This is a genomic window from Salmonella sp. A7 (genome assembly GCF_020181675.1).
GTDB lineage: Bacteria > Pseudomonadota > Gammaproteobacteria > Enterobacterales > Enterobacteriaceae > Salmonella > Salmonella enterica.
The window spans coordinates 1,396,940-1,421,416 of sequence record NZ_CP084001.1; the positions used below are offsets into that span (position 1 = coordinate 1,396,940).

The following is a 24,477-nucleotide window of genomic DNA, read 5'->3' on the forward strand; positions in this document are numbered from 1 at the left end:
ATAAAACCGTTACTCCTTTAGCGCTGGTTATAAATATGATGACCATAAGAAAGTCATTAAATTTATAAGGGTGCGCAATGGCCGTTAACTTACTGAAAAAGAGACCCCCGACGCTGGCAGCAATGCTGTTACTGGCAGGGCAGGCGCAGGCAACGGAGCTGCTGAACAGCTCATACGATGTCTCCCGCGAGCTGTTTGCCGCCCTTAACCCGCCGTTTGAGCAACAATGGGCGAAGGATAACGGCGGCGATAAGCTGACGATTAAGCAGTCTCATGCCGGGTCATCAAAACAGGCGCTGGCGATTTTGCAGGGGCTGAAGGCAGACGTCGTGACCTACAATCAGGTGACCGACGTACAGATTCTCCATGATAAAGGCAAACTGATCCCTGCCGACTGGCAAAGCCGTCTGCCGAACAACAGTTCACCATTCTATTCCACGATGGGCTTCCTGGTGCGCAAGGGGAACCCGAAAAATATTCACGACTGGAGCGATCTTGTACGTTCCGACGTGAAGCTGATTTTCCCTAACCCGAAAACCTCCGGCAACGCCCGCTATACGTATCTGGCGGCATGGGGCGCGGCGGATAACGCGGACGGCGGCGATAAAGCCAAAACCGAACAGTTTATGACCCAGTTCCTGAAAAACGTCGAAGTGTTTGATACCGGCGGTCGCGGCGCTACGACTACCTTTGCCGAGCGTGGTCTGGGCGATGTGCTGATTAGTTTTGAATCGGAAGTGAACAACATCCGCAAACAATATGAAGCCCAGGGATTTGAAGTGGTGATCCCGAAAACGAACATTCTTGCTGAGTTCCCGGTTGCCTGGGTGGATAAAAACGTGCAGGCCAACGGCACAGAAAAAGCCGCCAAAGCTTACCTGAACTGGCTGTATAGCCCGCAGGCGCAGACCATCATTACCCATTACTACTACCGCGTGAGTAACCCGGAAATCATGGGCAAGCAAGCAGATAAATTCCCGCAGACCGAACTGTTCCGCGTGGAAGACAAGTTTGGCACGTGGCCTGAGGTGATGAAAACGCACTTTGCCAGCGGCGGCGAGCTGGACAAACTGTTGGCGGCGGGGCGTAAGTAATGCTTGCCGTTTCTTCCCGACGCGTGCTGCCCGGCTTTACGTTAAGCCTCGGCACCAGTTTGCTGTTTGTCTGCCTGATCCTACTGTTGCCGTTGAGCGCGCTGGTGATGCAGCTCTCACAGATGAGCTGGGCGCAATACTGGGATGTCGTGACCAACCCTCAGGTGGTGGCTGCCTATAAAGTGACGCTACTGGCGGCATTTGTGGCGTCGATTTTTAACGGCGTGTTTGGCCTGTTGATGGCGTGGATTTTAACCCGCTACCGTTTTCCTGGGCGCACGTTGCTGGATGCGCTGATGGATCTGCCGTTTGCGCTGCCGACAGCAGTAGCGGGGTTAACGCTGGCCTCGCTGTTCTCTGTGAACGGTTTCTACGGTCAGTTTCTAGCGCAGTTTGATATCAAAGTGACCTATACCTGGCTCGGTATTGCGGTGGCGATGGCCTTTACCAGCATTCCATTTGTGGTACGCACCGTCCAGCCGGTACTGGAAGAGCTGGGGCCGGAATATGAAGAAGCGGCACAAACGCTGGGGGCCACCCGCCTGCAAAGTTTTCGCAAAGTCGTGCTGCCTGAGCTGTCGCCTGCGCTGATTGCCGGCGTGGCGCTCTCTTTTACCCGTAGCCTGGGCGAGTTTGGCGCGGTGATTTTTATCGCCGGAAATATCGCCTGGAAAACAGAAGTGACTTCGCTGATGATTTTTGTGCGTTTGCAGGAGTTTGATTACCCCGCCGCCAGCGCCATTGCCTCGGTGATCCTTGCGGCATCCTTGCTGCTGCTGTTCTCTATCAATACCTTGCAAAGTCGCTTTGGTCGACGTGTGGTAGGTCATTAATGGCGGAAGTGACTCAATTGAAGCGATACGACGTCCCCCGCATTAACTGGGGAAAATGGTTTTTGATTGGCGTCGGGATGCTGGTTTCGGCGTTTATCCTGCTGGTGCCGATGATTTACATCTTCGTGCAGGCGTTCAGCAAAGGGTTAATGCCGGTACTGCAAAATCTGGCCGATCCGGACATGCTGCACGCTATCTGGCTGACGGTGTTGATTGCCTTGATCGCAGTGCCGGTGAATCTGGTGTTCGGCATTCTGCTGGCGTGGCTGGTGACGCGCTTTAACTTCCCCGGACGTCAGCTACTGCTGACCCTGCTGGATATTCCCTTTGCCGTCTCGCCGGTGGTGGCCGGTCTGGTTTATCTGCTGTTTTATGGCTCCAACGGCCCGTTGGGCGGCTGGCTGGATGAACATAATTTGCAAATGATGTTCTCCTGGCCGGGGATGGTACTGGTCACTATTTTTGTCACCTGTCCGTTTGTGGTGCGCGAACTGGTGCCAGTGATGCTCAGCCAGGGCAGTCAGGAAGATGAGGCGGCGATTTTACTGGGCGCATCCGGCTGGCAAATGTTTCGCCGCGTGACATTGCCGAATATTCGCTGGGCGCTACTTTACGGCGTGGTGTTAACCAACGCCCGCGCGATTGGCGAGTTTGGCGCGGTGTCGGTGGTGTCCGGCTCGATTCGCGGCGAAACGTTATCGCTACCGTTACAGATTGAATTACTGGAGCAGGACTACAACACCGTCGGCTCCTTTACCGCCGCCGCATTGTTGACGCTAATGGCGATTATTACCCTGTTTTTGAAGAGCATGTTGCAATGGCGTCTGGAGAATCAGGAAAAACGCGCGCAACAGGAGGAAAATCATGAGCATTGAGATCGCCAGAATTAAGAAATCGTTTGGTCGTACTCAGGTACTGAATGATATCTCGCTGGATATTCCTTCCGGCCAGATGGTTGCCTTGTTGGGGCCGTCAGGTTCCGGCAAAACGACGCTGCTGCGCATTATTGCTGGGCTGGAACATCAGTCCAGCGGCCATATTCGTTTCCACGGTACGGACGTTAGCCGCCTGCACGCGCGTGAGCGTAAAGTCGGTTTTGTGTTTCAGCACTATGCGCTGTTTCGCCATATGACGGTGTTTGACAACATTGCTTTTGGTCTGACGGTGCTGCCGCGACGCGACCGCCCAACTGCGGCGGCGATTAAAACGAAAGTGACGCAATTGCTGGAGATGGTGCAACTGGCGCACCTCGCGGATCGTTTCCCCGCCCAGCTTTCCGGCGGACAAAAACAGCGCGTGGCGCTGGCGCGCGCGCTTGCCGTGGAACCGCAAATTCTACTGCTGGATGAACCCTTTGGCGCGCTGGATGCCCAGGTACGTAAAGAGTTACGTCGCTGGTTGCGCCAGCTACATGAAGAACTGAAATTCACCAGCGTCTTTGTCACCCACGATCAGGAAGAAGCGACGGAAGTGGCGGATCGGGTGGTGGTGATGAGTCAGGGCAATATCGAACAGGCTGATGCGCCGGATCGGGTGTGGCGTGAACCGGCAACCCGCTTCGTACTGGAGTTTATGGGCGAGGTGAACCGCCTGACAGGCACCGTCCGCGGCGGGCAGTTTCACGTTGGCGCGCATCGCTGGCCGCTGGGTTATACGCCCGCGTACCAGGGGCCGGTCGATCTGTTCCTGCGTCCGTGGGAGGTGGATATTAGCCGCCGCACCAGCCTGGATTCTCCGCTACCAGTACAGGTCATTGAGGCCAGCCCGAAAGGTCATTATACACAGTTAGTGGTACAGCCGCTGGGGTGGTATCACGATCCGCTGACGGTGGTGATGGCGGGTGAGGATGTTCCGGTTCGCGGCGAGCGTTTGTTTGTTGGACTGCAAAAAGCGCGTCTGTATAACGGCGACCAGCGTATTGAAACGCGTGAAGAGGAACTTGCTCTGGCGCAATCGGCCTGATAGGTTAATTTGTATAGTTATCGCCCGGTGGCGCTTCGCTTACCGGGCCTACAGCGTATATCGTGATTTTGTAGGCCGGGTAAGCACAGCGCCACCCGGCATTTTTATTGAGCTGAAAACGTGAATACATTAGAACAAACCATCGGCAATACGCCGCTGGTCAAATTACAACGTCTGGCGCCGGATAACGGCAGTGAAATCTGGGTCAAGCTGGAAGGCAATAATCCAGCAGGATCGGTGAAAGATCGCGCGGCGCTATCGATGATTGTCGAGGCGGAAAAGCGCGGGGAAATTAAACCGGGCGATGTCCTGATTGAAGCGACCAGCGGCAACACTGGCATTGCGCTGGCGATGATCGCCGCGCTGAAAGGTTATCGCATGAAGCTGTTGATGCCAGACAACATGAGCCAGGAGCGTCGGGCGGCAATGCGGGCCTATGGCGCGGAACTGATTCTGGTCACTAAAGAGCAGGGAATGGAAGGGGCGCGCGATTTAGCGCTCGCTATGTCTGAGCGAGGCGAGGGCAAACTGCTCGATCAGTTTAATAATCCTGATAATCCCTACGCTCACTACACCACCACCGGCCCGGAAATCTGGCGGCAAACGCAGGGGCGGGTAACGCATTTTGTCTCCAGCATGGGCACGACCGGCACCATTACCGGCGTGTCGCGTTTTCTGCGCGAGCAGGAAAAGCCGGTCACTATCGTTGGCCTGCAGCCGGAAGAGGGCAGCAGTATTCCGGGAATTCGCCGCTGGCCTGCGGAATATATGCCGGGCATATTTAACGCTTCGCTGGTGGATGAGGTGCTGGATATTCATCAGAATGATGCCGAAAACACCATGCGTGAACTGGCGGTGCGTGAAGGGATTTTCTGCGGCGTGAGTTCCGGCGGCGCGGTAGCGGGTGCGTTACGCGTCGCACGAGCCACGCCCGGCGCGATAGTGGTGGCGATCATCTGCGATCGCGGCGACCGTTACTTGTCTACCGGCGTGTTTGGTGAAGAGCATTTCAGCCAGGGGGCAGGGATTTAAACGAGGTGCCATCGTCGTATGGCACCCGTGTGTTATAGCGTTTTATCCGTTTCCGCAATAAGCGCATGTAAATAAGGCTGCGCGTTTTCATCGCTTTTACCGGGAATTTTAACGATATAGGGTTTTCCGGTGATGGACGACGACGACGCGACTTTATCGATAAACTGTTCGGCGGTGTCGATACGATTGCGCGTGTTACCCAGTTTTAAGCGCAGGTGCGATACGGCTTCCTCGCAGTTATGCGCATCACCGTTACGAACGAATGTCAGATCCTTTTTCTGCGCCAGCGCATTAAGCATGGCGTTAATGCGCGCTTCTTCGTGGGCGTTTAGCTTCGCCCAGGCGGGTAGGGCCAGCAGGAGCGCAACGACGGCGCAGACAATTTTCTTCATGGTAAAATCCTTTTTCATGCGAGAATCACTGCACCTCAGACCGTTAGCCGGGTAATAAGTTGCACTCCTGGTGTGGTTATTTCTGTGAGTGCGCCAGCGTGAGTTCATCCAGAAAACGCCACAGCTTTTCATTCATTTGCTGGTAATCCCATGCGCGCATCTCGGCGACCGAGCGGATAAAACGCTTCCCTTGCGCGTCGGCCAACTCCTGTTGCGAATGTTGGATTAATCCTTCAACCGCCTCGACGGTAAATTCCATATGACACTGGAAGCCGTAGATAAAATTGCCGTACTGCACTATCTGACGTGGACAGCCGGCACTTTCAGCCAGCACGGTCGCCTGATCGGTGAGTCCTGGCATATCGTTGTGCCAGTGGCCGACGGTTAACGGGGAGCCAAAGTGGGTGATAAGCGGATGCCGCAGACCGGCTTCAGTGAGCGTAATAGGGTAGTGACCAATCTCTTTTTCCGGACTTTGGCACACAGCGGCGCCCAGCGCCTCGCCAATGAGCTGTGAACCAAGACAAATGCCGATAACCATTCGCCGGGCCGTAATCGCCTGATTAATTAAGTGCTGTTCGGCGCGAGAGTCAAAGTATGGGCACTCTTCGCGGGTGGTGCGCGGCGACTGCGGACCGCCAAATACCACGAGCATATCGAACTCATCGGCATTGGGCGGTAGCGCTTCTCCGGCATAGACGCGCGACCATGAAATGGTATAACCGCGATCTTCAGCCCATTTCAGATAAGCGCCAGCGGATTCAAACGACTCATGGACAACAAAATGAACTCGCACGTTATTTTCTCCTGTTAGCGATTTAGCGCCTGATGGATATCAGCCGCCAGCGTGTTGATCTCGCTGTCATTTAATGTCGACAGCGTGATACGTAGACCGTGAGACGGCGCGCTTACGCCAAAGGCTTCTCCCTCACGTACCAGCCAGCCGGATTTTGCCAGCGTAAACGCGGTAGCCTGGCTATGAGTGTCCAGCGGGAGCCAGGCATTCACGCCGTCGCCGGGAGAAATGGCGATGCCATATTGCTGTAGGGCGCGGGCCAGTTTTTGTTGCCGGGCGGCGTAAAACAGCCGCGTTTGCGCCAGCCTGTGCTGATACTCAGGGTCGGTCAGGCAGGCGTAGACCAGATCCTGTAACAGATGGCTGACCCACTGACTACCGGCATTTAGCCGCAGCCGAAGTTTTGCCGAGGTCGCGCTGTCGCTGGCGACAATAGCAAGACGTAAATCGGGGCCGAGGGCTTTGGAAACGGAGCGTATCACCGCCCAGTGTTGCGTTGTCTGCGCAATAACCGGCTGCCAGGGCGACGAAGAAAGCAAGGCGAAGTGATCGTCGATAATGACCAGTACCTGAGGGTAACGCGCCAGTATATTTTGCAGCGCAGCGGCACGGCGAGCGCTCAGACTACAGCCGGTAGGGTTGTGCGCGCGCGGCGTTAAGATCACTGCCCGCGCGCCCTGATTTAGCGCCTGCTCCAGCTTTTCAGGCTGCATTCCTTCGCTATCTACGCTGACCGGGCTGGCGCTAAAACCGGCATAGCGCAGCATATTGATACTGCTTAAAAAACAGGGATCTTCCACCGCGACGCTGTCGCCCGGCAGCAGATGCGCGCAAAGCAGTCTTTCGATAGCGTCGATAGCTCCGCTGGTGATATCAATTTCGCCTGCGACGGGAGTGGCATCCCGTAGCCAGCGCGCCGCCCAGGCGTGTAGTTCAGGGGAAACGGGCGCATCGCCGTAGAGATGCGGCGTGCGGTTGAGACGGGCAAAATAATGGCTGAGGTCAGGCAGACGCTGCGGATCGGGATTGCCGCCGGAAAGGTCGTGCAGAGGCGTATGCGGATCGCCGCCTTCCAGCGCTACGGGAGACGGACTGCCTTTAATCACCGTCCCATTGCGGCCTAAACTTTGCGCCAGTCCCGCCGTTATCAGCCGTTTATACGCCGCTGCGACGGTATTGCGGTTCACCTTTAATTCGTTTGCCAGCTCCCGTACCGGCGGGAGCGAATCCTCTGCCCGTAACGTGCCGGCAATAATGTGTTGACGGATACTGTCAAAAATTTCGTTAGCGGTTTTTCCGTCGATCATTATTGACCTATGACAAAATGAATTTTAGCATATGACAATGATAATGAGGCGGTAGCCTGCTGTCCAGCGAGAGGAAAATTTTATGGGACAAGAGAGTGATATTCAGTCAGTGCTCTTCGACGACAACCATCGGGCGTTACAGACCGATATCGTCGCCGTCCAGTCACAGGTCGTGTACGGCAGCGTAGGCAACAGCATCGCTGTTCCGGCCATTAAAGCGCAGGGATTACGCGTGGCGGCTGTCCCGACGGTGCTGTTCAGCAATACGCCGCACTATAAAACGTTTTATGGCGGCATTATTCCCGCCGAGTGGTTTGCAGGCTACCTTACGGCGTTGAATGAGCGCGATGCTCTACGTGAATTAAAAGCGATTACCACCGGTTACATGGGCAGCGCAGACCAAATTGTCTTGCTTTCGAAGTGGCTAATGGCGATCCGGGCTTCGCATCCGGATGTGTGTATTCTTGTTGATCCGGTCATTGGCGATACCGACAGTGGAATGTATGTGCAGGCGGAAATTCCGCAGGCTTATCGCACACATTTGTTGCCGCAGGCGCAGGGGCTAACGCCGAACGTATTTGAGCTGGAGATGCTGAGTGGTAAACCGTGTCGCACGCTGGAAGAGGCGGTGGCGGCGGCGCAATCGCTGCTTTCCGATACGCTGAAATGGGTGGTTATCACCAGCGCGCCGGGCGAATCGCTGGAGACCATAACGGTTGCCGTCGTTACCGCGCAGGTCGTGGAGGTCTTTGCCCACCCGCGGGTGGCGACGGAATTAAAAGGGACGGGAGATCTCTTCTGCGCCGAGCTGGTCAGCGGTATTGTGCAGGGAAAAAAACTGACGACCGCGGCAAAAGATGCGGCGCAGCGCGTGCTGGAGGTGATGACCTGGACACAGCAGTGTGGCTGTGATGAGTTAATTCTGCCGCCGGCAGGGGAGGCGCGATGAAGAGTTATCGGCTGGTAGTTCGCCAGCAGGGACGTATCGTGGGGCATTTTGAAACGAGCGGGCTGGACGCGCTGGAAGATATTTGCGTAGCGCGGGCGATGTTTGGTATCACTGGCGGCTATCAGTGCGAGTTGCAAGTGTCCGATTCCGAACGCAGGATGCTGGAGAGTGGCCCGGATGGGATGAAGATCCTGATGCGCGAGAAGTGCTTTCGCCCGGTGACCTCGCAGTTGTAACCCGTGGATTGGCGCTGAAATGTTCGCAACCTTGTAGGCCTGATAAGCGTAGCGCCATCAGGCAGTGCGCCGCACCATCGCCGGATGGCGGCGCAAGCGCCTTATCCGGCCACAGGCAAAAAAAATGGCGCCCAAAGGCGCCATTCTTCACTGCGGCAAGAATTACTTCTTAATGCGGATAACCGGAGTTTCACCCACGGTCACGCTACCGGACAGTTTGATCAGTTCTTTGATTTCATCCATGTTGGAGATAACAACCGGAGTCAGGGTAGACTTGGCTTTTTCTTCCAGCAACGGCAGATCGAACTCGATGACCGGATCGCCAACTTTCACGCGCTGACCTTCTTCAGCAATACGCTTGAAGCCTTCACCTTTCAGCTCAACGGTGTCGATACCGAAGTGAACGAACAGCTCAATGCCGCTATCGGATTCGATAGAGAACGCATGGTTGGTTTCAAAGATTTTGCCGATGGTACCGTCAACAGGGGCGACCATTTTGTTACCGGTTGGTTTGATAGCGATGCCATCACCAACGATTTTTTCAGCAAAAACTACATCCGGCACGTCTTCGATGTTGACGATCTCGCCAGAGAGCGGGGCAACAATCTCAATAGTTCCGGTGTCTTTCTTATCATCAGAAACCAGAGATTTTAGTTTATCGAACAAACCCATGATCTTCTCCTAAGCAGTAAATTGGGCCGCATCTCGTGGATTAGCAGATTGTTTTTTCTTCAATGAACTTGTTAACCAGCGCCATTAACTCGTCCGTTGTCGGTTGAGCAAGAGCCTGCTCTGCTAACACCTTCGCATCTTCGAAGTTCGTGTTACGGATAATCTTCTTAATGCGCGGGATAGAAATGGCGCTCATAGAGAATTCGTCCAGACCCATCCCCAGCAACAGAAGTGTAGCACGTTCGTCGCCTGCAAGCTCACCACACATGCCAGTCCATTTACCTTCTGCATGAGAAGCATCAATAACTTGCTTGATCAAGTTCAGTACGGACGGTGACATTGGCTGGTAAAGGTGTGAAATCATATCATTACCACGGTCAACTGCCAGGGTGTACTGCGTTAAATCATTGGTGCCGATACTAAAGAAATCAACTTCTTTGGCTAAATGACGCGCAATTGTCGCCGCAGCCGGTGTTTCCACCATCACGCCAATCTCAATGCTTTCGTCAAATGCTTTACCTTCGTCACGCAGTTCCTGTTTGTAGATTTCAATCTCTTTGCGCAGCGCGCGAACTTCTTCAACAGAGATGATCATCGGGAACATAATGCGCAATTTACCGAAAGCGGAGGCACGCAGAATCGCGCGAACCTGGTCACGCAGGATCTCTTTGCGATCCATGGCGATACGCACGGCGCGCCAGCCCAGGAACGGGTTCTCTTCTTTCGGGAAGTTCATGTACGGCAGCTCTTTGTCGCCGCCAATGTCCATGGTACGGACGATAACCGCCTGCGAGCCGCACGCTTCAGCGACCGCTTTATAGGCGGCAAACTGCTCTTCTTCCGTCGGCAGCGCGTCGCGATCCATGAACAGGAATTCAGTACGATACAGACCAACGCCTTCCGCGCCGTTGCGCTCAGCGCCTTCAACGTCACGAACGGTACCGATGTTGGCGCAAACTTCAACCTGATGTCCATCCAGCGTGATTGCCGGCAGATCTTTCAGTTTTGCGAGTTCCGCTTTCTCGGTCGCAACCTGCTCCTGGACGGCGCGCAGTTGCTCAATAACATCGTTGGTCGGGTTGACGTAAACCTGGTTGTTTACGGCATCCAGAATCAGATAGTCGCCGTTTTTCACCTGAGAGGTGACGCTACCGGTACCTACGATCGCCGGCAGTTCCAGAGAACGCGCCATGATGGAGGTATGAGACGTGCGTCCGCCCGCGTCGGTGATGAAGCCCAGCACTTTCTGCAGGTTCAGCTGTGCAGTTTCTGATGGCGTCAGGTCAGCGGCAACCAGGATAACTTCTTCCTGAATCGCGCTCAGATCGATAATGGCCAGACCCAGGATGTTGCGCAGCAGGCGCTTACCGATATCACGTACGTCAGCCGCGCGCTCTTTCAGGTATTCATCATCCAGTTCTTCCAGGGCAGTGGCCTGACCTTCGATAACTTCATGTGCGGCTGCGTCAGCCGTCATGTGCTTATCTTTAATCAGGGCTATGATTTCCTGCTCCAGCTCCTCATCTTCGAGCAGCATAATATGCCCTTCAAAGATGGCTTCTTTTTCTTCACCGAACGTTTCACCAGCTTTTGTCTTGATCGCTTCCAGTTGCGCAGATGCCTTGGCACGACCGCTCAGAAAACGTTCAACTTCCTGATCAACCTTGTCGGCAGAAATTTTTTTCCGGTCAATGACGATTTCGTCTTCTTTCAGCAGCAGTGCTTTGCCGAAAGCGATACCCGGGGATGCTAAAATGCCTGAAATCATAACCCTACCTTACTTGTGACTGATTTTTAAAAGAACCCGGAAAAAAACTTACTCGAGTTCCGCCATCAGTTTGACCAGATGTTCAACCGCTTTCTGCTCATCTTCACCTTCTGCGGAGATGGTGACGACGGTGCCTTGAGTCAGGCCCAGAGTCTGCAGTTTAAACAGGCTTTTCGCGCTGGCGCTTTTGCCGTTGGAAGTCACAGTAATCTCAGAAGTGAAGCCTTTTGCTTCTTTAACAAACTGAGCAGCAGGGCGGGTGTGCAGACCGTTCGGAGCGGTAATGGTAACTTCTTGCTGGAACATTGTATTTCCCCAACTTATAGGTTTAGTGTTGTGGAACTAAAGTCTAGCCTGGCGGCTCAACTTTAGCCTGTATTGTTAGCGCCGGCGTAAACGGGACGCGACACAAAAGGTGTTCTACGCAATCCGTTGCTGGCAACTTATGGCCGCTGACGTTTCGCTCGTCATTAAACATTATGCCGCGAAAGGAAGATTTGAACCAAATCATAAAATCGATTCAGCTAACGCTTTTCCTGTAACGATTAATTTCGCGCATCAAAATAATTAGTCTGGTTAAATACCAGTTCCGGCAGGGTGAATCAATGCCAGGTGAGGTGAAAGTTTGAAGCAGGCCACAAAAAAGCACCCAAAAAGGTGCTTTTTTACGCGTTTTTAACATGCTGGCATCACTGTTGCAGTTCTTTCTCAGTAAAGAGATCGGCGAACAACGCGGTGCTCAGATAACGCTCACCTGATGAAGGTAGGATAACCACAATATTCTTATTGGTAAAGCTTTCATCTTCCTGCAGCTTAAGCGCTGCAGCAACCGCGGCGCCGGAAGAAATTCCCGCCAGAATACCTTCCTCTTCCATCAGACGGCGCGCGGTAGAAATGGCTTCTTCATTGGTGATGCCAACCACTTTATCAATCAGTTTCAGATCCAGGTTGCCTGGGATGAAGCCTGCGCCGATGCCCTGAATTTTATGCGGGCCCGGTTTGATCTCTTCACCAGCCAGCGCCTGGGCGATAACCGGGGAGTCAGTGGGTTCTACCGCAACGGTGATAAGATCGGTTTTACCCTTCGTCCCTTTGATATAACGCGTGACGCCGGTTAACGTACCGCCAGTACCGACGCCGGAGATAAACACATCCACCTGACCATCGGTGTCTTCCCAGATTTCCGGGCCGGTGGTTTTTTCATGGATTTCCGGGTTGGCAGGGTTGCTGAACTGCTGGAGCAGGAGATATTTTTGCGGATCGCTGGCGACAATTTCTTCGGCTTTCTGAATAGCGCCTTTCATCCCTTTCGCCCCTTCGGTCAGCACCAGATTCGCGCCTAATGCTTTGAGTAGCTTGCGGCGTTCAATGCTCATGGTTTCCGGCATGGTCAGGGTGAGTTTGTAACCGCGCGCGGCGGCGACATACGCCAGCGCAATACCGGTGTTGCCGCTGGTCGGCTCCACCAGTTCCACGCCAGGTTTCAGTACGCCACGCTTTTCGGCATCCCAAATCATATTGGCGCCGATACGGCACTTGACGCTGAAGCTCGGGTTGCGCGACTCCACCTTCGCCAGAATGCGTCCATTACCGATACGGTTCAGTCGAACCAGCGGCGTATGGCCGATAGTCAGCGAGTTATCTTCATAAATCTTACTCATGGCCTGTCCTTAACTATATGAAATTGGGATACCTTCCCAGCATACCTTCCAGCCAGATATGGGGAAGTAAAGATTTCGCATATCTATATGCTGATGGGAAATAATGGTTATCAGTATAGAATAAGAGACAGCATAAGAGCCTATCCCATTAGGGCTATTTTACTTGCCATTTTGGTCCTGGGCAGTGCTCAAAATCCTCACGTACTACGTGTACGCTCCGGTTTTTGCGCGCTGTCCGTGTCCAAACTGGCTGCGCCAATAACGCCTGGTGGGATAGGCTCTAAGCCATCTCTTATTTATACATTTTTACGTTATTTCCATAACGCGTGTTTAGCACGCCAGCAATCAACCCACATTGCCGTCGCGCCACAGACGGCAACAGGCATAATGAAAAGGTTAAGCACCGGAATCATCGTAAAGAGGCTGGTGAGCGCGCCAAATTGCATATTCGCGACCTTCTGCGTGCGCAACGCGGCGCGCATCGTTTTAAACGGCACTTTGTGGTTATCAAACGGGTAGTCGCAATACTGGATCGCCAGCATCCAGGCGCTGAACAAAAACCACAACACCGGCGCGATGGTTTGGCCAATGCCAGGAATGAAATAGAGAACCAGCAGCACAATAGCGCGCGGCAGATACCACGCCAGCTTTTGCCATTCACGTTTCATAATGCGCGGTACATCTTTCATGATGCCGAGTATGCCGGTATCTGGCGGCGTGGCGCCGGTTAACCGCGCCTCAAGCTGTTCGGCTAAAAGGCCGTTAAACGGCGCGGCGATCCAGTTGGCGAGGGTAGAGAAAAAATAGCCAAAGACCAGCAGAACAGAGATAACCGCAATCGGCCACAGCAGATAGCTCAGCCATTGCAGCCAGTCCGGCACATGACTCATCAACGAAGGTATCCAGGCGTCAAGCTGCGTAAACAGCCACCAAAATGCGCCGCCCATCAGCACAATGTTGACCAGCAAAGGTAAAATAACAAAGCGGCGGATTCCCGGTAGGGTGACTAACTTCCATCCTTGCGAGAAATAATAGACGCCGCTACGTGGTACGGTTGTGGATGATGAAACCATATTCAGGACATACTCCTTTTTCTTAAAGCCCTGGGTAAACGTGGGATATCTTACCCGGTTATCAGACGGTGGATAGTTCGGAAATGTTCGAAAAAACAGCAAAAAGTACATTTTCCTTCATCTTTATGCTGCGAAAGCCAACAGTACACTTGCACTTGACGTAATCGGCAAATACTCTTAGTGAGTAAATGTTTGCCGTGGTGGCAAGGTGTTAGAACAACAGAGAATATAATGATGCAGGATTTGCGTCTGATATTAATCATTGTTGGCGCGATCGCCATAATCGCTTTACTGGTACATGGTTTCTGGACCAGCCGTAAAGAACGATCTTCTATGTTCCGCGATCGTCCACTAAAACGCATGAAATCGAAACGCGACGACGACTCGTATGACGACGATGTTGAAGAAGACGAAGGCGTGGGTGAAGTTCGTGTTCACCGCGTAAATCATGCCCCCGGCCAGCCGCAGGAGCATGATGCCCCTCGTCAGTCGCCGCAACACCAGTACCAGCCGCCTTATGCGTCTGCGCAACCGCGTCCAGCGGCGCCGCCGCAGCCGCAAGCGCCGATGCAACAGCCGGTTCAGCAACCGGTCCAACCTGCGCCGCAGCCTCAGCAGGTTCAGCCATCTGCGCCGCCGGTACAGCCGCCGCAACAGCAGCCTGCACCGCCGTCGCAAACGCCGCAGCCTGTTGCGCAGCCCGCGCCGCCGCCATCAGCGCAAACCTTCCAGCCTGCGGAACCTGTGGTTGAGGCAGAACCGGTAGTGGAAGAAGCGCCGGTTGTGGAAAAACCGCAGCGTAAAGAGGCGGTCATCATTATGAACGTCGCGGCCCATCATGGCAGCGAGCTTAATGGTGAAGTGTTACTGAACAGTATTCAGCAGTCAGGCTTTAAATTTGGCGATATGAATATTTTCCATCGTCATTTGAGCCCGGACGGCAGCGGCCCGGCCTTGTTCAGTCTCGCGAATATGGTCAATCCGGGAACGTTTGATCCTGAAATGACGGACTTCACTACGCCTGGCGTCACTATCTTTATGCAGGTTCCGTCTTACGGCGATGCGCTGCAGAACTTCAAGCTGATGCTGCAATCCGCGCAGCATATCGCTGATGAGGTCGGCGGCGTTGTGCTGGATGACCAGCGTCGGATGATGACGCCGCAGAAACTGCGCGAATATCAGGACCGCATCCGCGAGGTGATGGACGCTAACGCCTGAGGTTAACGCAGGTGTGACATTTTTAACGTAACCCCCGCCTGTCGGGGGTTTTTTATCATTGATGGTGTGATATGGAACCAATCGAACAACAACTGACAGAACTGCGAACCACGCTTCGCCATCATGAATATCTGTATCATGTGATGGATGCGCCGGAGATTCCCGACGCCGAATATGACCGCCTGATGCGGGAACTGCGAGAGCTGGAGGCGCAACGTCCGGACCTTATCACGCCGGATTCGCCCACGCAGCGCGTTGGCGCGGCGCCGCTGACGGCATTCAACCAGATTCGCCATGAAGTACCGATGCTGTCGCTCGATAACGTATTTGATGAAGAAAGCTTCCTGGCGTTTAACAAGCGAGTGCAGGATCGTCTAAAAAGCACGGAAAATGTCATCTGGTGCTGCGAGCTAAAACTGGATGGCCTGGCGGTCAGCATTCTGTATGAAAACGGCGTGCTGGTGAGCGCTGCGACGCGTGGCGACGGCACCACCGGTGAAGATATCACTTCAAACGTGCGCACGATTCGTGCCATTCCTTTAAAGCTGCATGGCGATAACATTCCGGCGCGTCTTGAAGTTCGCGGAGAGGTATTTTTACCGCAGGCCGGGTTCGAAAAGATCAATGAAGACGCGCGCCGTACTGGCGGCAAAGTGTTTGCTAACCCGCGTAACGCGGCGGCGGGCTCGCTGCGTCAGCTCGATCCGCGTATTACGGCGAAGCGACCACTAACATTTTTCTGCTACGGCGTCGGTATTCTGGAAGGCGGCGAGTTGCCGGATACGCATCTGGGACGTTTGCTGCAATTTAAAGCGTGGGGGCTACCGGTCAGCGATCGCGTGACGCTGTGCGATTCTCCCCAGGCGGTACTGGATTTTTATCACAACGTCGAAAAAGATCGCCCCACGCTCGGTTTTGATATCGACGGCGTGGTGATTAAGGTCAACTCGCTGGCTTTGCAGGAACAGCTGGGCTTTGTGGCCCGCGCGCCGCGCTGGGCGGTGGCGTTTAAATTCCCTGCTCAGGAGCAGATGACTTTTGTGCGCGATGTTGAGTTTCAGGTCGGGCGCACCGGGGCGATTACGCCGGTGGCGCGTCTGGAACCAGTTCAGGTGGCTGGTGTGCTGGTCAGCAATGCCACGTTGCATAATGCCGATGAAATTGAACGGCTTGGCTTGCGTATTGGCGATAAGGTGGTTATCCGTCGGGCAGGCGATGTGATCCCTCAGGTGGTCAACGTGGTTCTGTCCGAACGCCCTGAAGAGACGCGTCCGATTGTGTTTCCAACGCACTGTCCGGTGTGCGGATCGGACGTAGAGCGCGTTGAAGGCGAAGCCGTTACCCGTTGTACCGGCGGGCTAATTTGCGGCGCGCAGCGTAAAGAGTCGCTGAAACATTTTGTGTCGCGCCGGGCGATGGATGTAGACGGGATGGGCGATAAGATCATCGACCAACTGGTGGAAAGGGAGTATGTCCATACGCCAGCGGATCTGTTCCGTCTGACGGCGGGTAAACTGACCGGCCTGGACCGAATGGGGCCAAAGTCCGCGCAAAATGTTGTTAACGCGCTGGAAAAAGCCAAAGCGACGACCTTTGCGCGTTTTCTCTATGCGCTGGGCATCCGTGAAGTGGGTGAAGCGACGGCGGCGGGGCTGGCGGCTTATTTCGGCACGCTGGAGGCGCTGCAGGCCGCCACCATTGACGAGTTGCAGAAAGTACCTGACGTGGGGATTGTGGTCGCTACGCACGTCTTTAACTTTTTTGCCGAAGAGAGTAATCGTGACGTGATTGGGCAGCTACTGGCGGAAGGGGTTCACTGGCCCGCGCCGGTAGTCATTAATGTGCAAGAGATCGATAGCCCGTTTGCCGGTAAAACCGTGGTACTAACCGGTAGCCTGAGCCAGATGTCCCGCGATGACGCTAAAGCGCGTTTAGTGGCGGTGGGCGCGAAAGTGGCAGGCAGCGTATCGAAGAAAACCGATCTGGTGATTGCCGGTGAAGCGGCGGGTTCCAAACTTGCCAAAGCGCAGGAACTGGGTATTACCGTGATTGATGAAGCGGAAATGATCCGCTTACTGGGTGCCTGAGATGGAAAAAGAGCAGCTGGTTGAAATCGCCAACACCGTGATGCCCTTTGGCAAATATCAGGGACGTCGATTGATCGACCTTCCGGAAGAGTATTTGCTGTGGTTTGCCCGTAAAGATCAATTTCCGGCGGGTAAACTGGGGGAGTTGATGCAAATCACGCTGCTGATTAAAACCGAGGGGCTGACGCAACTGGTGCAGCCCCTGAAACGCCCGCTTTAAGCTTTCGCGGCGCGGCTTTCCTGCTGCGCCTGTAACTTCTCGGTCTGGCGTTTGTAGCGCCGCGCCAGCCCTGCGCAGACCATCAGTTGGATCTGGTGGAAGATCATCAGCGGTAATACCATCATACCCAGCACTGACGTCGGAAAAAGAATATTGGCCATCGGGATCCCGTTGGCCAGGCTTTTTTTCGAACCGCAGAAAACAATAGTGATTTCGTCGGCTTTATTGAAGCCGCATTTACGGGCGACAAAGACGTTAATAGCGATGACGATCGCCAACAGTATGAGGCTGACCACGACGATAAACAGCAGCGATCCCCAGCCGACTTTGTGCCAGATGCCGTTGACCACCGCTTCGCTGAACGCCGAGTAGACCACCAGCAGAATAGAGGTCTGATCCGTTTTCGCGATCCACTTTTTGTTGCGCGCGACCCAGTTGCCGATCCACGGGCGAGACAGGTGTCCCAGCACAAAAGGCAGCAGCAGTTGCAGCATAATTTTGCCCACCTCTTCCAGACTGCCCTGCGCGCCATGAATATTCATTACCAGACCGACCAGCAGCGGCGACAGGAAAATGCCCAGCAGACTGGACGCAGACGCTGAGCACACCGCGGCCGCGACGTTACCGCCCGCGAGTGAAGTAAACGCAATCGCAGACTGCACGGTGGCGGGCAAAATACACAGATACAGAAAGCCGCTGTAGAGCATAGGGTCGACATTGACAGGCGCCCACCAGGCAAACAGTACGCCGAGGACAGGGAAGAGCACAAAAGTGCTGCACATGACCCACAGATGCAACCGCCAGTGGCTGCCGCCAGCGATGATCGCTTCACGTGAAAGCTTCGCGCCATGCATAAAAAACAGCAGAGCGATGGCCGCTGTCGTAATGCCTTCAACGACAGGCACAAAGCCACCTTCCGCCGGGAAAAAAGAGGCCAGCAGTACCACGGTGATAAGTGTCAGCGTGAAAGGGTCAAGGATACGAAAAAGTTTCATAAAAACTCCTGAAAGTCGGTGCAGCTATTTTGCGTTTTTCGCTTTGAGAAATAAAATTGATTTATTGCATCTATATATGAATCTAGTCGATGAACTATTCACTGCGTCAACTGCGTATTTTTATTACCGTCGCCCAGGCCAAAAGTTTTAGTCGGGCAGGGGACAGGATTGGACTGAGCCAGTCTGCGGTCAGTCATAGCGTAAAAGAGCTGGAGCGGCAAACCGGCGTCAGACTGCTGGATCGCACTACGCGTGAGGTGGTGCTGACCGAGGCGGGGCAACAACTGGCGACGCGTCTGGAGCGGGTGCTTGATGAACTGAACAGCATACTGCGCGATGCAGGCAGAGTAGGGACACAATTAACCGGCACCGTGCGCGTTGCCGCGAGCCAAACCATTTCTGCGCATCTTATTCCGCAATGCATTGCCCAAAGTAATTCACTTTATCCCGCTATTGATTTTGTATTGCACGATCGTCCGCAGCAGTGGGTGCTGGAGAGTATCCGCCAGGGAGAAGTGGATTTTGGCATCGTTATCGATCCTGGCGCAGCGGTGGATTTACAGTGTGAAGCCATCTTATCAGAGCCTTTTTTACTGTTGTGTCGCCAGGATCATCCGCTGGCGCATCAGGAATGGGTAAGCTGGCAGGATCTTAAACAGGCGTCGCTGGTCTTACAGGATTATGCTTCCGGCAGTCGACCGCTGATTGATGCGGCGCTGGCCCACTTTTCGATTGATGCCAATATTGTTCAGGAGATTGGTCACCCGGCCACGCTTTTTCCAATGGTGGAAGCGGGAATCGGCATCAGCGTGCTGCCCGCGCTGGCGTTACCGCTCCCGCAGGGCAGCCACTTACAGGTTAAACGGCTGACGCCCGTAGTTGAAAGGCAGCTCATGCTGGCGCGGCGAAAAAACCGTTCTTTATCCACCGCGGCGCAGGCGTTATGGGATGTAGTACGCACCCAGGCCAGCGAATTAACCGCCGCGAGGGCGAAAGATCCGCTGTATCAGCTATAAATATCTATCTGTCCGTGCGTGAGGTGCGGTCTTGCCCTGCCATTTTTGACAGGGCAGTGTATTAAAACAGGTATTTGATGGAATAAATAATGCCATCCTGCAGGAAGGATTCTCCTAACTTATTATCAGCGTAACGATATTGTACTCCTGTGGTCAGGTGAGGAGTCGCATTCCACCACAGCGCTACTGCGCCATTAATGCCATCTTTCCCGCCATTGCCCGCAGCGTAGGACGCATCGCGGTCAAACTCATACTCATTCCAGTTCGTTACGCTGAAATTCTCACTACCCAACGAGAAGCTATAGCCGGCCACCCAACCTAATACATAACCATTATCGCCTGTGTAGTAGGTCTGATCGGTATAACGTTTGGCAAAGAAGGGTTTAAACCAGTAACCGTTACCTGCGAAGTTATAGCCTAAACCATAGAGAAACATGTCATCATGGAAATTAGCGCGATGAGGTGAACCGTACGTCCCGTAGGCATGGAGATAGAGGTTTAATCCTGTATCGCCCAGATAAATACGGTTAGTATTTTTAAAGGTGTAACGCTGTTCGCTGCCGGGTTTAGCGTGGCGGCCATTGTAAAAATTTTCCCAGTCGAAAAAACCGTACATTTCTCCCCAGCTAAAATTCGCTCCGCCTTCCAGTTCCAGGTACCCAAAATCATCTTTATGAGATTTTTTACTGGTTTTTTCCGTGGTGTCTGATGTCCAGTCGAGGTAATGGAGGCCGATATCGGCGAACCCGCCTTTAAATTCCGCATGGGTGAGTGTGGGAATAATGAGTAAAGAAGAAAGCGTCAGAGTAAGGATTTTTTTCATAGCATATTTCCCTATGCCGATAATTATTAATGGGTTAATTAAAAAGAGGCAATTTATAAATATGAAAGCGGCATATTGTTAATATGAAGTGCAAGCAAAAACCAATACTGTTTTCCCTCTGTATTAATACAGAAGCGATCTAAATCTATCGATATTAAATGGCTATTGATGACACGTGAAAAGTGTATTGGTCAGCAAGGGGCGATGGTCGTTATAAAAAGGAGTCAAATTAAATCCGATAGAACAAGGAAACTTATGCCTCACGCTTTTTTTTCTCATAATCCTGAGTATTGTGTTGATATTATTCATGCACATAAACCGGCATTTACCCCGCGAGTCGCGTTTATTTTAGGCTCCGGGTTGGGTGCTCTGGCGGACCAAATCGAAGATGCGGTAGCCATTTCTTACGAGAAATTGCCGGGATTTCCCGTCAGCACCGTACACGGCCATGCTGGTGAACTGGTGCTCGGTCATCTGGCGGGTGTTCCGGTGGCCTGTATGAAAGGCCGCGGGCATTTTTATGAAGGGCGTGGAATGGCGGTGATGACCGATGCCATTCGCACGTTGAAATTACTGGGCTGTGAAGTGTTGTTCTGCACCAATGCGGCAGGATCTCTGCGTCCGGAAGTGGGGCCGGGTAGCCTGGTTGCGCTTAGCGATCACATTAATACGATGCCCGGTACGCCGATGGTGGGGCCAAACGATGATCGTTATGGCGATCGCTTCTTCTCGCTGGCTAATGCTTATGACGCAGATTATCGCGCCATGCTTCAGTCCGTTGCGGCAGAGGAGGGATTCCCCCTCACTGAAGGCGTATTTGTTTCTTATCCGGGTCCGAACTTCGAAACGGCGGCAGAAATCCGCATGATGCAGATTATTGGCGGCGATGTGGTCGGAATGTCCGTTGTCCCTGAGGTGATTAGCGCACGTCATTGTGGTCTCAAAGTTGTTGCTGTCTCAGCGATCACCAATCTGGCGGAAGGGCTGGGCGATGTAAAACTCTCCCATGCGCAAACGCTGGCTGCGGCTGAACTTTCCCGGCAGAACTTTATAAATCTGATTTGCGGCTTTTTACGTAAGCTGGACTAAACACAATGACTACGGCCCCGTATTGGGGCTTTATCTCACGGCAAGGAATAAAAAAATGGGTATTACGTCCCGCTTAAAAGTCATGTCGTTCTTGCAATATTTTATCTGGGGGAGCTGGCTGGTTACCCTGGGCTCTTACATGATCAATACACTGGATTTTACCGGCGCGAATGTCGGTATGGTCTACAGCTCAAAAGGACTGGCAGCGATTATCATGCCGGGCATTATGGGGATCATTGCTGATAAATGGCTGCGCGCTGAACGAGCCTATATGCTTTGCCATCTGGTTTGCGCGGGGGCTTTATTGTACGCCACCACTGTTACCGATCCCCAGACGATGTTCTGGGTGATGTTGGTTAATGCGATGGCGTATATGCCAACGATTGCATTATCCAATAGCGTTTCGTACTCCTGTCTGGCGAAAGCAGGTCAGGATCCGGTAACGTCATTTCCGCCTGTGCGCGTTTTCGGCACAATAGGTTTTATTGTTGCGATGTGGACGGTGAGCCTGATGGGGCTGGAACTGAGCAGTGCGCAATTATACATCGCTTCTGGCGCATCGTTATTGCTGGCCCTGTATGCGCTGACGTTACCGAAAATTCCGGTAGCCGAGAAGAAGGCGAACACCACGCTTGCCAGTAAGCTCGGACTGGATGCTTTTGTTCTGTTTAAAAATCCACGCATGGCAATCTTCTTTTTGTTTGCGATGATGTTGGGGGCGGTGCTGCAAATTACCAATGTCTTCGGTAATCCGTTCCTGCATGATTTTGCCCGTAATCCTGAGTTTGCCGATAGTTTTGTGGTGAAGTATCCCTCTATCTTGCTTTCAGTTTCGCAGATGGCGGAAGTGGGCTTTATCCTCACCATTCCATTCTTCCTTAAACGCTTTGGTATTAAAACGGTAATGCTGATGAGCATGCTGGCGTGGACGCTGCGTTTCGGCTTCTTTGCCTTTGGCGATCCATCCCCGTTTGGCTTTGTGCTATTGCTGCTGTCGATGATTGTTTATGGCTGCGCATTTGATTTCTTCAACATCTCAGGGTCGGTATTTGTAGAGCAGGAAGTGGACTCAAGTATTCGCGCCAGCGCGCAGGGGCTGTTTATGACCATGGTTAACGGCGTGGGGGCGTGGATTGGGTCTCTTTTAAGCGGTATGGCCGTGGATTATTTTTCTATTGATGGCGTAAAAGATTGGCAAACCATCTGGCTGGTCTTTGCCGCCTACGCTCTGGCATTGGCCGTTATTTTTGCATTGTTCTTTAAATATAAGCACCATCCAGAAAAACTGTCGACCAAATCATTAGCACATTAATTTTATTTGACTGGCGAGAGGATGTTCGCCAGTCCATTTTTATGAACAAGGACACAGCATGAAAGAAATTATTCTCTCCTCCAGTATTGGATTTGGTATTGGCGCATTTTTTACTTTATGCCGTATACCTATTCCTGCACCAAATGTTTTACCCGGGGTGTTATCTATTGTATTTATGTATATTGGGTATCTTGTCGTTAAATCTATTTTTTACTAGGTAATATGGTAAATTCCAGACGTTATCCCTTATTGCTGGAGTGCGATAGTGATGGAACGAGCCCATCGTATTGATCTAAAGCTATTACGTTATTTCCTCGCTGTTGCAGAAGAATTGCATTTTGGCCGGGCTGCTGCCCGGTTAAATATGTCACAACCTCCCTTGAGTATCCATATCAAAGAACTTGAACAGCAACTGGGTACATTGTTGTTTATTCGTCATTCCCGCAGCGTTGCATTAACCCATGCCGGGAAAGTTTTAATGGAGGAGTCACGTCGCTTGTTAGCCAATGCAAACCAGGCGCTGGCGCGAGTGGAGCAGATTGGTCGCGGTGAAGCGGGGCGCATTGAACTGGGTGTGGTTGGTACGGCGCTGTGGGGAAGAATGCGTCCTGCAATGCGTCACTTTTTGAAAGCAAACCCCAATGTTGAAGTACTTTTTCGCGAAAAGTCTCCAGGTATGCAAATGGCGTTGTTAGAGCGTCGGGAGCTTGATGCAGGGATCTGGCGTATGGCTATCGAACCGGCAGTCGGTTTTACCAGCATACGTTTGCATGAATCTGCATTCATGGTTGCAGTTCCGGAAGATCACGATCTGGCATCCAGAGATTCTGTGCCGCTGGCGGCGTTGCGCAATGAATATTTTGTCACGCTGCCTTCCGTGCATTCTGATTGGGGATTTTTACAACGTGTATGCCAACAGGCGGGTTTCTCGCCAATGATTATTCGGGAAGTGGTTGAGCCGCAAACGGTGTTGGCGATGATCAGTATGGGGATTGGGATTACGTTGATGGCTGATGGCTATGCGCAAATGAGCTGGCCGGGTGTGGTGTTCCGTCCGTTAGAGGAACGTATTCCGGCGGATTTGTATATTGTGTATGACCAGCAGCAGGCAACGCCAGCACTGGAGAAACTGGTGGCGGCGTTGACGGTATGATGTCTGCGCCGGATGGCGACTAACGTCTTATCCGGCCTACGCGTGCGGTGTCGTCTGCGCCGGATGGCGACTAACGTCTTATCCGGCCTACGTGTGCGGTGTCGTCTGTAGGCCTGATAAGCGCAGCGCATCAGGCAAGACCCGAACTTGCGGCAGGTTCGAATCTTATAAATCGCAGATAGCAAAAAAGCGCCTTTAGGGCGCTTTTTTACATTGGTGGGTCGTGCAGGATTCGAACCTGCGACCAATTGATTAAAAGTCAACTGCTCTACCAACTGAGCTAACGACCCGAAGTGGTGGGTGATGACGGGATCGAACCGCCGACCCCCTCCTTGTAAGGGAGGTGCTCTCCCAGCTGAGCTAATCACCCACTTCGGTACTTCACAATAAGAAATTTAGCTGGCGAGAAAGTGGTGGGTGATGACGGGATCGAACCGCCGACCCCCTCCTTGTAAGGGAGGTGCTCTCCCAGCTGAGCTAATCACCCACTTCTCAATTTCTTATCTACACGGCGGAGACTACATAAAGTAGTTGGTGGGTGATGACGGGATCGAACCGCCGACCCCCTCCTTGTAAGGGAGGTGCTCTCCCAGCTGAGCTAATCACCCCCGCTGTGTGGAGTCGCATTATAGGGAGAGTTGAAAATGAGTCAACGCATTTTCTAAAGTTTTTGTTTGTTCGTCGTAAAATTAAACAAAACGATCGTGAATTACTCCGCGCTGCATGATTTCTATACGGAAATAGCAAAGCGTAGCGTTCTGACCGGATCAACATTGAGGAATCAAGCCA

At 53.0% G+C, this 24,477-nt stretch carries 25 protein-coding genes and 4 tRNA genes; 15 read left to right on the plus strand and 14 right to left on the minus strand.

The genetic code is table 11. The features are described from left to right. Nucleotides 1-77 precede the first annotated feature (77 nt). From cysP to cysM, 5 genes are all read left to right on the plus strand, one after another. Nucleotides 78-1,094, plus strand: coding sequence for a thiosulfate/sulfate ABC transporter substrate-binding protein CysP (gene cysP / locus LCS67_RS06620; protein ID WP_000290285.1), 1,017 nt, complete (start codon nucleotides 78-80; stop codon nucleotides 1,092-1,094). Next, nucleotides 1,094-1,927 (plus strand): sulfate/thiosulfate ABC transporter permease CysT, encoded by an 834-nt coding sequence (gene cysT / locus LCS67_RS06625; RefSeq protein WP_000881745.1) that lies wholly within the window; start codon nucleotides 1,094-1,096, stop codon nucleotides 1,925-1,927. The genes cysP and cysT overlap by 1 nt, the downstream gene beginning before the upstream one ends. Continuing rightward, nucleotides 1,927-2,802: a sulfate/thiosulfate ABC transporter permease CysW gene (gene cysW / locus LCS67_RS06630; RefSeq protein WP_000852705.1), complete on the plus strand. Its 876-nt coding sequence runs from the start codon at nucleotides 1,927-1,929 to the stop codon at nucleotides 2,800-2,802. Before cysT ends, cysW begins: the two co-directional genes overlap by 1 nt. Continuing rightward, on the plus strand, nucleotides 2,792-3,889 hold the full coding sequence (cysA, locus tag LCS67_RS06635; RefSeq protein WP_000021076.1) for a sulfate/thiosulfate ABC transporter ATP-binding protein CysA: 1,098 nt from the start codon (nucleotides 2,792-2,794) through the stop codon (nucleotides 3,887-3,889). Before cysW ends, cysA begins: the two co-directional genes overlap by 11 nt. A 120-nt stretch (nucleotides 3,890-4,009) precedes the next feature. Further along, nucleotides 4,010-4,921, plus strand: coding sequence for a cysteine synthase CysM (gene cysM, locus LCS67_RS06640; protein WP_001093873.1), 912 nt, complete (start codon nucleotides 4,010-4,012; stop codon nucleotides 4,919-4,921). A gap of 32 nt (nucleotides 4,922-4,953) precedes the next feature. Here cysM and LCS67_RS06645 read toward each other — a convergent pair whose 3' ends face one another. The 3 genes from LCS67_RS06645 to ptsJ are packed head-to-tail and all read right to left on the minus strand — an operon-like array spanning nucleotide 4,954 to nucleotide 7,416. After that, nucleotides 4,954-5,331 (minus strand): YfeK family protein, encoded by a 378-nt coding sequence (locus LCS67_RS06645; RefSeq protein WP_000710726.1) that lies wholly within the window; start codon nucleotides 5,329-5,331, stop codon nucleotides 4,954-4,956. 58 nt (nucleotides 5,332-5,389) lie between these two features. Then, nucleotides 5,390-6,109 (minus strand): GMP synthase, encoded by a 720-nt coding sequence (locus LCS67_RS06650; protein ID WP_001263755.1) that lies wholly within the window; start codon nucleotides 6,107-6,109, stop codon nucleotides 5,390-5,392. A 14-nt stretch (nucleotides 6,110-6,123) separates the two neighbouring features. Continuing rightward, entirely contained in the window at nucleotides 6,124-7,416 is a 1,293-nt protein-coding gene (gene ptsJ, locus LCS67_RS06655; protein ID WP_000565101.1) for a transcriptional regulator PtsJ, read from the minus strand. A gap of 82 nt (nucleotides 7,417-7,498) precedes the next feature. On the opposite strand from ptsJ, the gene pdxK reads away from it, so the two are divergent. Further along, the gene (pdxK, locus tag LCS67_RS06660) at nucleotides 7,499-8,365 is read left to right on the plus strand and encodes a pyridoxine/pyridoxal/pyridoxamine kinase (RefSeq protein WP_000529601.1); all 867 of its coding nucleotides are present in this window, start codon (nucleotides 7,499-7,501) and stop codon (nucleotides 8,363-8,365) included. Further along, nucleotides 8,362-8,601 (plus strand): hypothetical protein, encoded by a 240-nt coding sequence (locus LCS67_RS06665; RefSeq protein WP_000844541.1) that lies wholly within the window; start codon nucleotides 8,362-8,364, stop codon nucleotides 8,599-8,601. The genes pdxK and LCS67_RS06665 overlap by 4 nt, the downstream gene beginning before the upstream one ends. A gap of 162 nt (nucleotides 8,602-8,763) precedes the next feature. On the opposite strand, the gene crr is transcribed toward LCS67_RS06665, so the two are convergent. The 5 genes from crr to cysZ form a co-directional block, all read right to left on the minus strand. After that, nucleotides 8,764-9,273, minus strand: coding sequence for a PTS glucose transporter subunit IIA (crr, locus tag LCS67_RS06670; protein ID WP_000522253.1), 510 nt, complete (start codon nucleotides 9,271-9,273; stop codon nucleotides 8,764-8,766). A gap of 40 nt (nucleotides 9,274-9,313) precedes the next feature. Then, nucleotides 9,314-11,041, minus strand: a complete 1,728-nt coding sequence (gene ptsI / locus LCS67_RS06675; RefSeq protein ID WP_100521911.1) for a phosphoenolpyruvate-protein phosphotransferase PtsI — start codon at nucleotides 11,039-11,041, stop codon at nucleotides 9,314-9,316. Nucleotides 11,042-11,089: 48 nt separating this feature from the next. Continuing rightward, complete coding sequence (gene ptsH / locus LCS67_RS06680; RefSeq protein WP_000487600.1) at nucleotides 11,090-11,347, minus strand: phosphocarrier protein Hpr; 258 nt, start codon at nucleotides 11,345-11,347, stop codon at nucleotides 11,090-11,092. A gap of 383 nt (nucleotides 11,348-11,730) precedes the next feature. Beyond that, nucleotides 11,731-12,702 (minus strand): cysteine synthase A, encoded by a 972-nt coding sequence (gene cysK / locus LCS67_RS06685; RefSeq protein ID WP_000036904.1) that lies wholly within the window; start codon nucleotides 12,700-12,702, stop codon nucleotides 11,731-11,733. A gap of 311 nt (nucleotides 12,703-13,013) precedes the next feature. Further along, complete coding sequence (cysZ, locus tag LCS67_RS06690; RefSeq protein WP_000255008.1) at nucleotides 13,014-13,775, minus strand: sulfate transporter CysZ; 762 nt, start codon at nucleotides 13,773-13,775, stop codon at nucleotides 13,014-13,016. Between the two features lie 231 nt (nucleotides 13,776-14,006). Between cysZ and zipA the strand changes: the two genes are divergently transcribed. The 3 genes from zipA to LCS67_RS06705 all read left to right on the plus strand — a co-directional run bounded on the left by zipA (nucleotide 14,007) and on the right by LCS67_RS06705 (nucleotide 17,300). Continuing rightward, nucleotides 14,007-14,993 (plus strand): cell division protein ZipA, encoded by a 987-nt coding sequence (gene zipA, locus LCS67_RS06695; RefSeq protein ID WP_000983115.1) that lies wholly within the window; start codon nucleotides 14,007-14,009, stop codon nucleotides 14,991-14,993. 71 nt (nucleotides 14,994-15,064) lie between these two features. Next, the gene (gene ligA / locus LCS67_RS06700) at nucleotides 15,065-17,080 is read left to right on the plus strand and encodes an NAD-dependent DNA ligase LigA (protein ID WP_000433271.1); all 2,016 of its coding nucleotides are present in this window, start codon (nucleotides 15,065-15,067) and stop codon (nucleotides 17,078-17,080) included. Nucleotide 17,081: 1 nt separating this feature from the next. Continuing rightward, nucleotides 17,082-17,300, plus strand: a complete 219-nt coding sequence (locus LCS67_RS06705; RefSeq protein WP_001519708.1) for a DUF3820 family protein — start codon at nucleotides 17,082-17,084, stop codon at nucleotides 17,298-17,300. On the opposite strand, the gene LCS67_RS06710 is transcribed toward LCS67_RS06705, so the two are convergent. Further along, the gene (locus tag LCS67_RS06710) at nucleotides 17,297-18,295 is read right to left on the minus strand and encodes a bile acid:sodium symporter family protein (RefSeq protein WP_000765569.1); all 999 of its coding nucleotides are present in this window, start codon (nucleotides 18,293-18,295) and stop codon (nucleotides 17,297-17,299) included. The genes LCS67_RS06705 and LCS67_RS06710 overlap by 4 nt on opposite strands. Before the next feature lie 89 nt (nucleotides 18,296-18,384). Between LCS67_RS06710 and LCS67_RS06715 the strand changes: the two genes are divergently transcribed. After that, the gene (locus LCS67_RS06715; protein ID WP_001109835.1) at nucleotides 18,385-19,311 is read left to right on the plus strand and encodes a LysR family transcriptional regulator; all 927 of its coding nucleotides are present in this window, start codon (nucleotides 18,385-18,387) and stop codon (nucleotides 19,309-19,311) included. Between the two features lie 61 nt (nucleotides 19,312-19,372). Here LCS67_RS06715 and LCS67_RS06720 read toward each other — a convergent pair whose 3' ends face one another. Beyond that, entirely contained in the window at nucleotides 19,373-20,134 is a 762-nt protein-coding gene (locus LCS67_RS06720) for an outer membrane protein OmpK (RefSeq protein ID WP_000722937.1), read from the minus strand. 255 nt (nucleotides 20,135-20,389) lie between these two features. Between LCS67_RS06720 and xapA the strand changes: the two genes are divergently transcribed. The 4 genes from xapA to LCS67_RS06740 are packed head-to-tail and all read left to right on the plus strand — an operon-like array spanning nucleotide 20,390 to nucleotide 23,688. After that, complete coding sequence (xapA, locus tag LCS67_RS06725) at nucleotides 20,390-21,223, plus strand: xanthosine phosphorylase (protein WP_001119741.1); 834 nt, start codon at nucleotides 20,390-20,392, stop codon at nucleotides 21,221-21,223. Nucleotides 21,224-21,278: 55 nt separating this feature from the next. Further along, on the plus strand, nucleotides 21,279-22,535 hold the full coding sequence (locus LCS67_RS06730; RefSeq protein WP_000513240.1) for a nucleoside permease: 1,257 nt from the start codon (nucleotides 21,279-21,281) through the stop codon (nucleotides 22,533-22,535). A gap of 58 nt (nucleotides 22,536-22,593) precedes the next feature. Then, nucleotides 22,594-22,752: a XapX domain-containing protein gene (locus LCS67_RS06735; RefSeq protein WP_000658729.1), complete on the plus strand. Its 159-nt coding sequence runs from the start codon at nucleotides 22,594-22,596 to the stop codon at nucleotides 22,750-22,752. A 51-nt stretch (nucleotides 22,753-22,803) separates the two neighbouring features. After that, nucleotides 22,804-23,688 carry a LysR family transcriptional regulator gene (locus LCS67_RS06740; RefSeq protein WP_000438884.1) on the plus strand — a complete coding sequence of 295 codons (885 nt, stop codon included), beginning with the start codon at nucleotides 22,804-22,806 and terminating at the stop codon, nucleotides 23,686-23,688. Between the two features lie 214 nt (nucleotides 23,689-23,902). On the opposite strand, the gene LCS67_RS06745 is transcribed toward LCS67_RS06740, so the two are convergent. From LCS67_RS06745 to LCS67_RS06760, 4 genes are all read right to left on the minus strand, one after another. Then, nucleotides 23,903-23,978, minus strand: a tRNA-Lys gene (locus LCS67_RS06745). Nucleotides 23,979-23,982: 4 nt separating this feature from the next. Then, nucleotides 23,983-24,058 (minus strand) — tRNA-Val (locus tag LCS67_RS06750). A gap of 41 nt (nucleotides 24,059-24,099) precedes the next feature. After that, nucleotides 24,100-24,175: transfer RNA gene (locus tag LCS67_RS06755), tRNA-Val, on the minus strand. 45 nt (nucleotides 24,176-24,220) lie between these two features. Continuing rightward, nucleotides 24,221-24,296, minus strand: a tRNA-Val gene (locus tag LCS67_RS06760). Between the last annotated feature and the right edge of the window lie 181 nt (nucleotides 24,297-24,477).

Excerpts from the sequence above, each read along its gene's own strand:
- cysA (WP_000021076.1), top strand. The coding sequence starts at position 2,792 with ATGAGCATTGAGATCGCCAGAATTAAGAAATCGTTTGGTCGTACTCAG.
- ligA (WP_000433271.1), top strand. The coding sequence starts at position 15,065 with ATGGAACCAATCGAACAACAACTGACAGAACTGCGAACCACGCTTCGC.
- cysP (WP_000290285.1), top strand. The coding sequence starts at position 78 with ATGGCCGTTAACTTACTGAAAAAGAGACCCCCGACGCTGGCAGCAATG.
- LCS67_RS06740 (WP_000438884.1), top strand. The coding sequence starts at position 22,804 with ATGGAACGAGCCCATCGTATTGATCTAAAGCTATTACGTTATTTCCTC.
- pdxK (WP_000529601.1), top strand. The coding sequence starts at position 7,499 with ATGGGACAAGAGAGTGATATTCAGTCAGTGCTCTTCGACGACAACCAT.
- cysW (WP_000852705.1), top strand. The coding sequence starts at position 1,927 with ATGGCGGAAGTGACTCAATTGAAGCGATACGACGTCCCCCGCATTAAC.
- LCS67_RS06735 (WP_000658729.1), top strand. The coding sequence starts at position 22,594 with ATGAAAGAAATTATTCTCTCCTCCAGTATTGGATTTGGTATTGGCGCA.
- cysZ (WP_000255008.1), bottom strand. The coding sequence starts at position 13,775 with ATGGTTTCATCATCCACAACCGTACCACGTAGCGGCGTCTATTATTTC.
- cysT (WP_000881745.1), top strand. The coding sequence starts at position 1,094 with ATGCTTGCCGTTTCTTCCCGACGCGTGCTGCCCGGCTTTACGTTAAGC.
- LCS67_RS06710 (WP_000765569.1), bottom strand. The coding sequence starts at position 18,295 with ATGAAACTTTTTCGTATCCTTGACCCTTTCACGCTGACACTTATCACC.
- ptsJ (WP_000565101.1), bottom strand. The coding sequence starts at position 7,416 with ATGATCGACGGAAAAACCGCTAACGAAATTTTTGACAGTATCCGTCAA.
- LCS67_RS06730 (WP_000513240.1), top strand. The coding sequence starts at position 21,279 with ATGGGTATTACGTCCCGCTTAAAAGTCATGTCGTTCTTGCAATATTTT.
- LCS67_RS06665 (WP_000844541.1), top strand. The coding sequence starts at position 8,362 with ATGAAGAGTTATCGGCTGGTAGTTCGCCAGCAGGGACGTATCGTGGGG.
- ptsH (WP_000487600.1), bottom strand. The coding sequence starts at position 11,347 with ATGTTCCAGCAAGAAGTTACCATTACCGCTCCGAACGGTCTGCACACC.
- zipA (WP_000983115.1), top strand. The coding sequence starts at position 14,007 with ATGATGCAGGATTTGCGTCTGATATTAATCATTGTTGGCGCGATCGCC.
- cysK (WP_000036904.1), bottom strand. The coding sequence starts at position 12,702 with ATGAGTAAGATTTATGAAGATAACTCGCTGACTATCGGCCATACGCCG.
- LCS67_RS06705 (WP_001519708.1), top strand. The coding sequence starts at position 17,082 with ATGGAAAAAGAGCAGCTGGTTGAAATCGCCAACACCGTGATGCCCTTT.
- ptsI (WP_100521911.1), bottom strand. The coding sequence starts at position 11,041 with ATGATTTCAGGCATTTTAGCATCCCCGGGTATCGCTTTCGGCAAAGCA.
- xapA (WP_001119741.1), top strand. The coding sequence starts at position 20,390 with ATGCCTCACGCTTTTTTTTCTCATAATCCTGAGTATTGTGTTGATATT.
- LCS67_RS06645 (WP_000710726.1), bottom strand. The coding sequence starts at position 5,331 with ATGAAAAAGGATTTTACCATGAAGAAAATTGTCTGCGCCGTCGTTGCG.
- crr (WP_000522253.1), bottom strand. The coding sequence starts at position 9,273 with ATGGGTTTGTTCGATAAACTAAAATCTCTGGTTTCTGATGATAAGAAA.
- LCS67_RS06715 (WP_001109835.1), top strand. The coding sequence starts at position 18,385 with ATGAACTATTCACTGCGTCAACTGCGTATTTTTATTACCGTCGCCCAG.
- LCS67_RS06720 (WP_000722937.1), bottom strand. The coding sequence starts at position 20,134 with ATGAAAAAAATCCTTACTCTGACGCTTTCTTCTTTACTCATTATTCCC.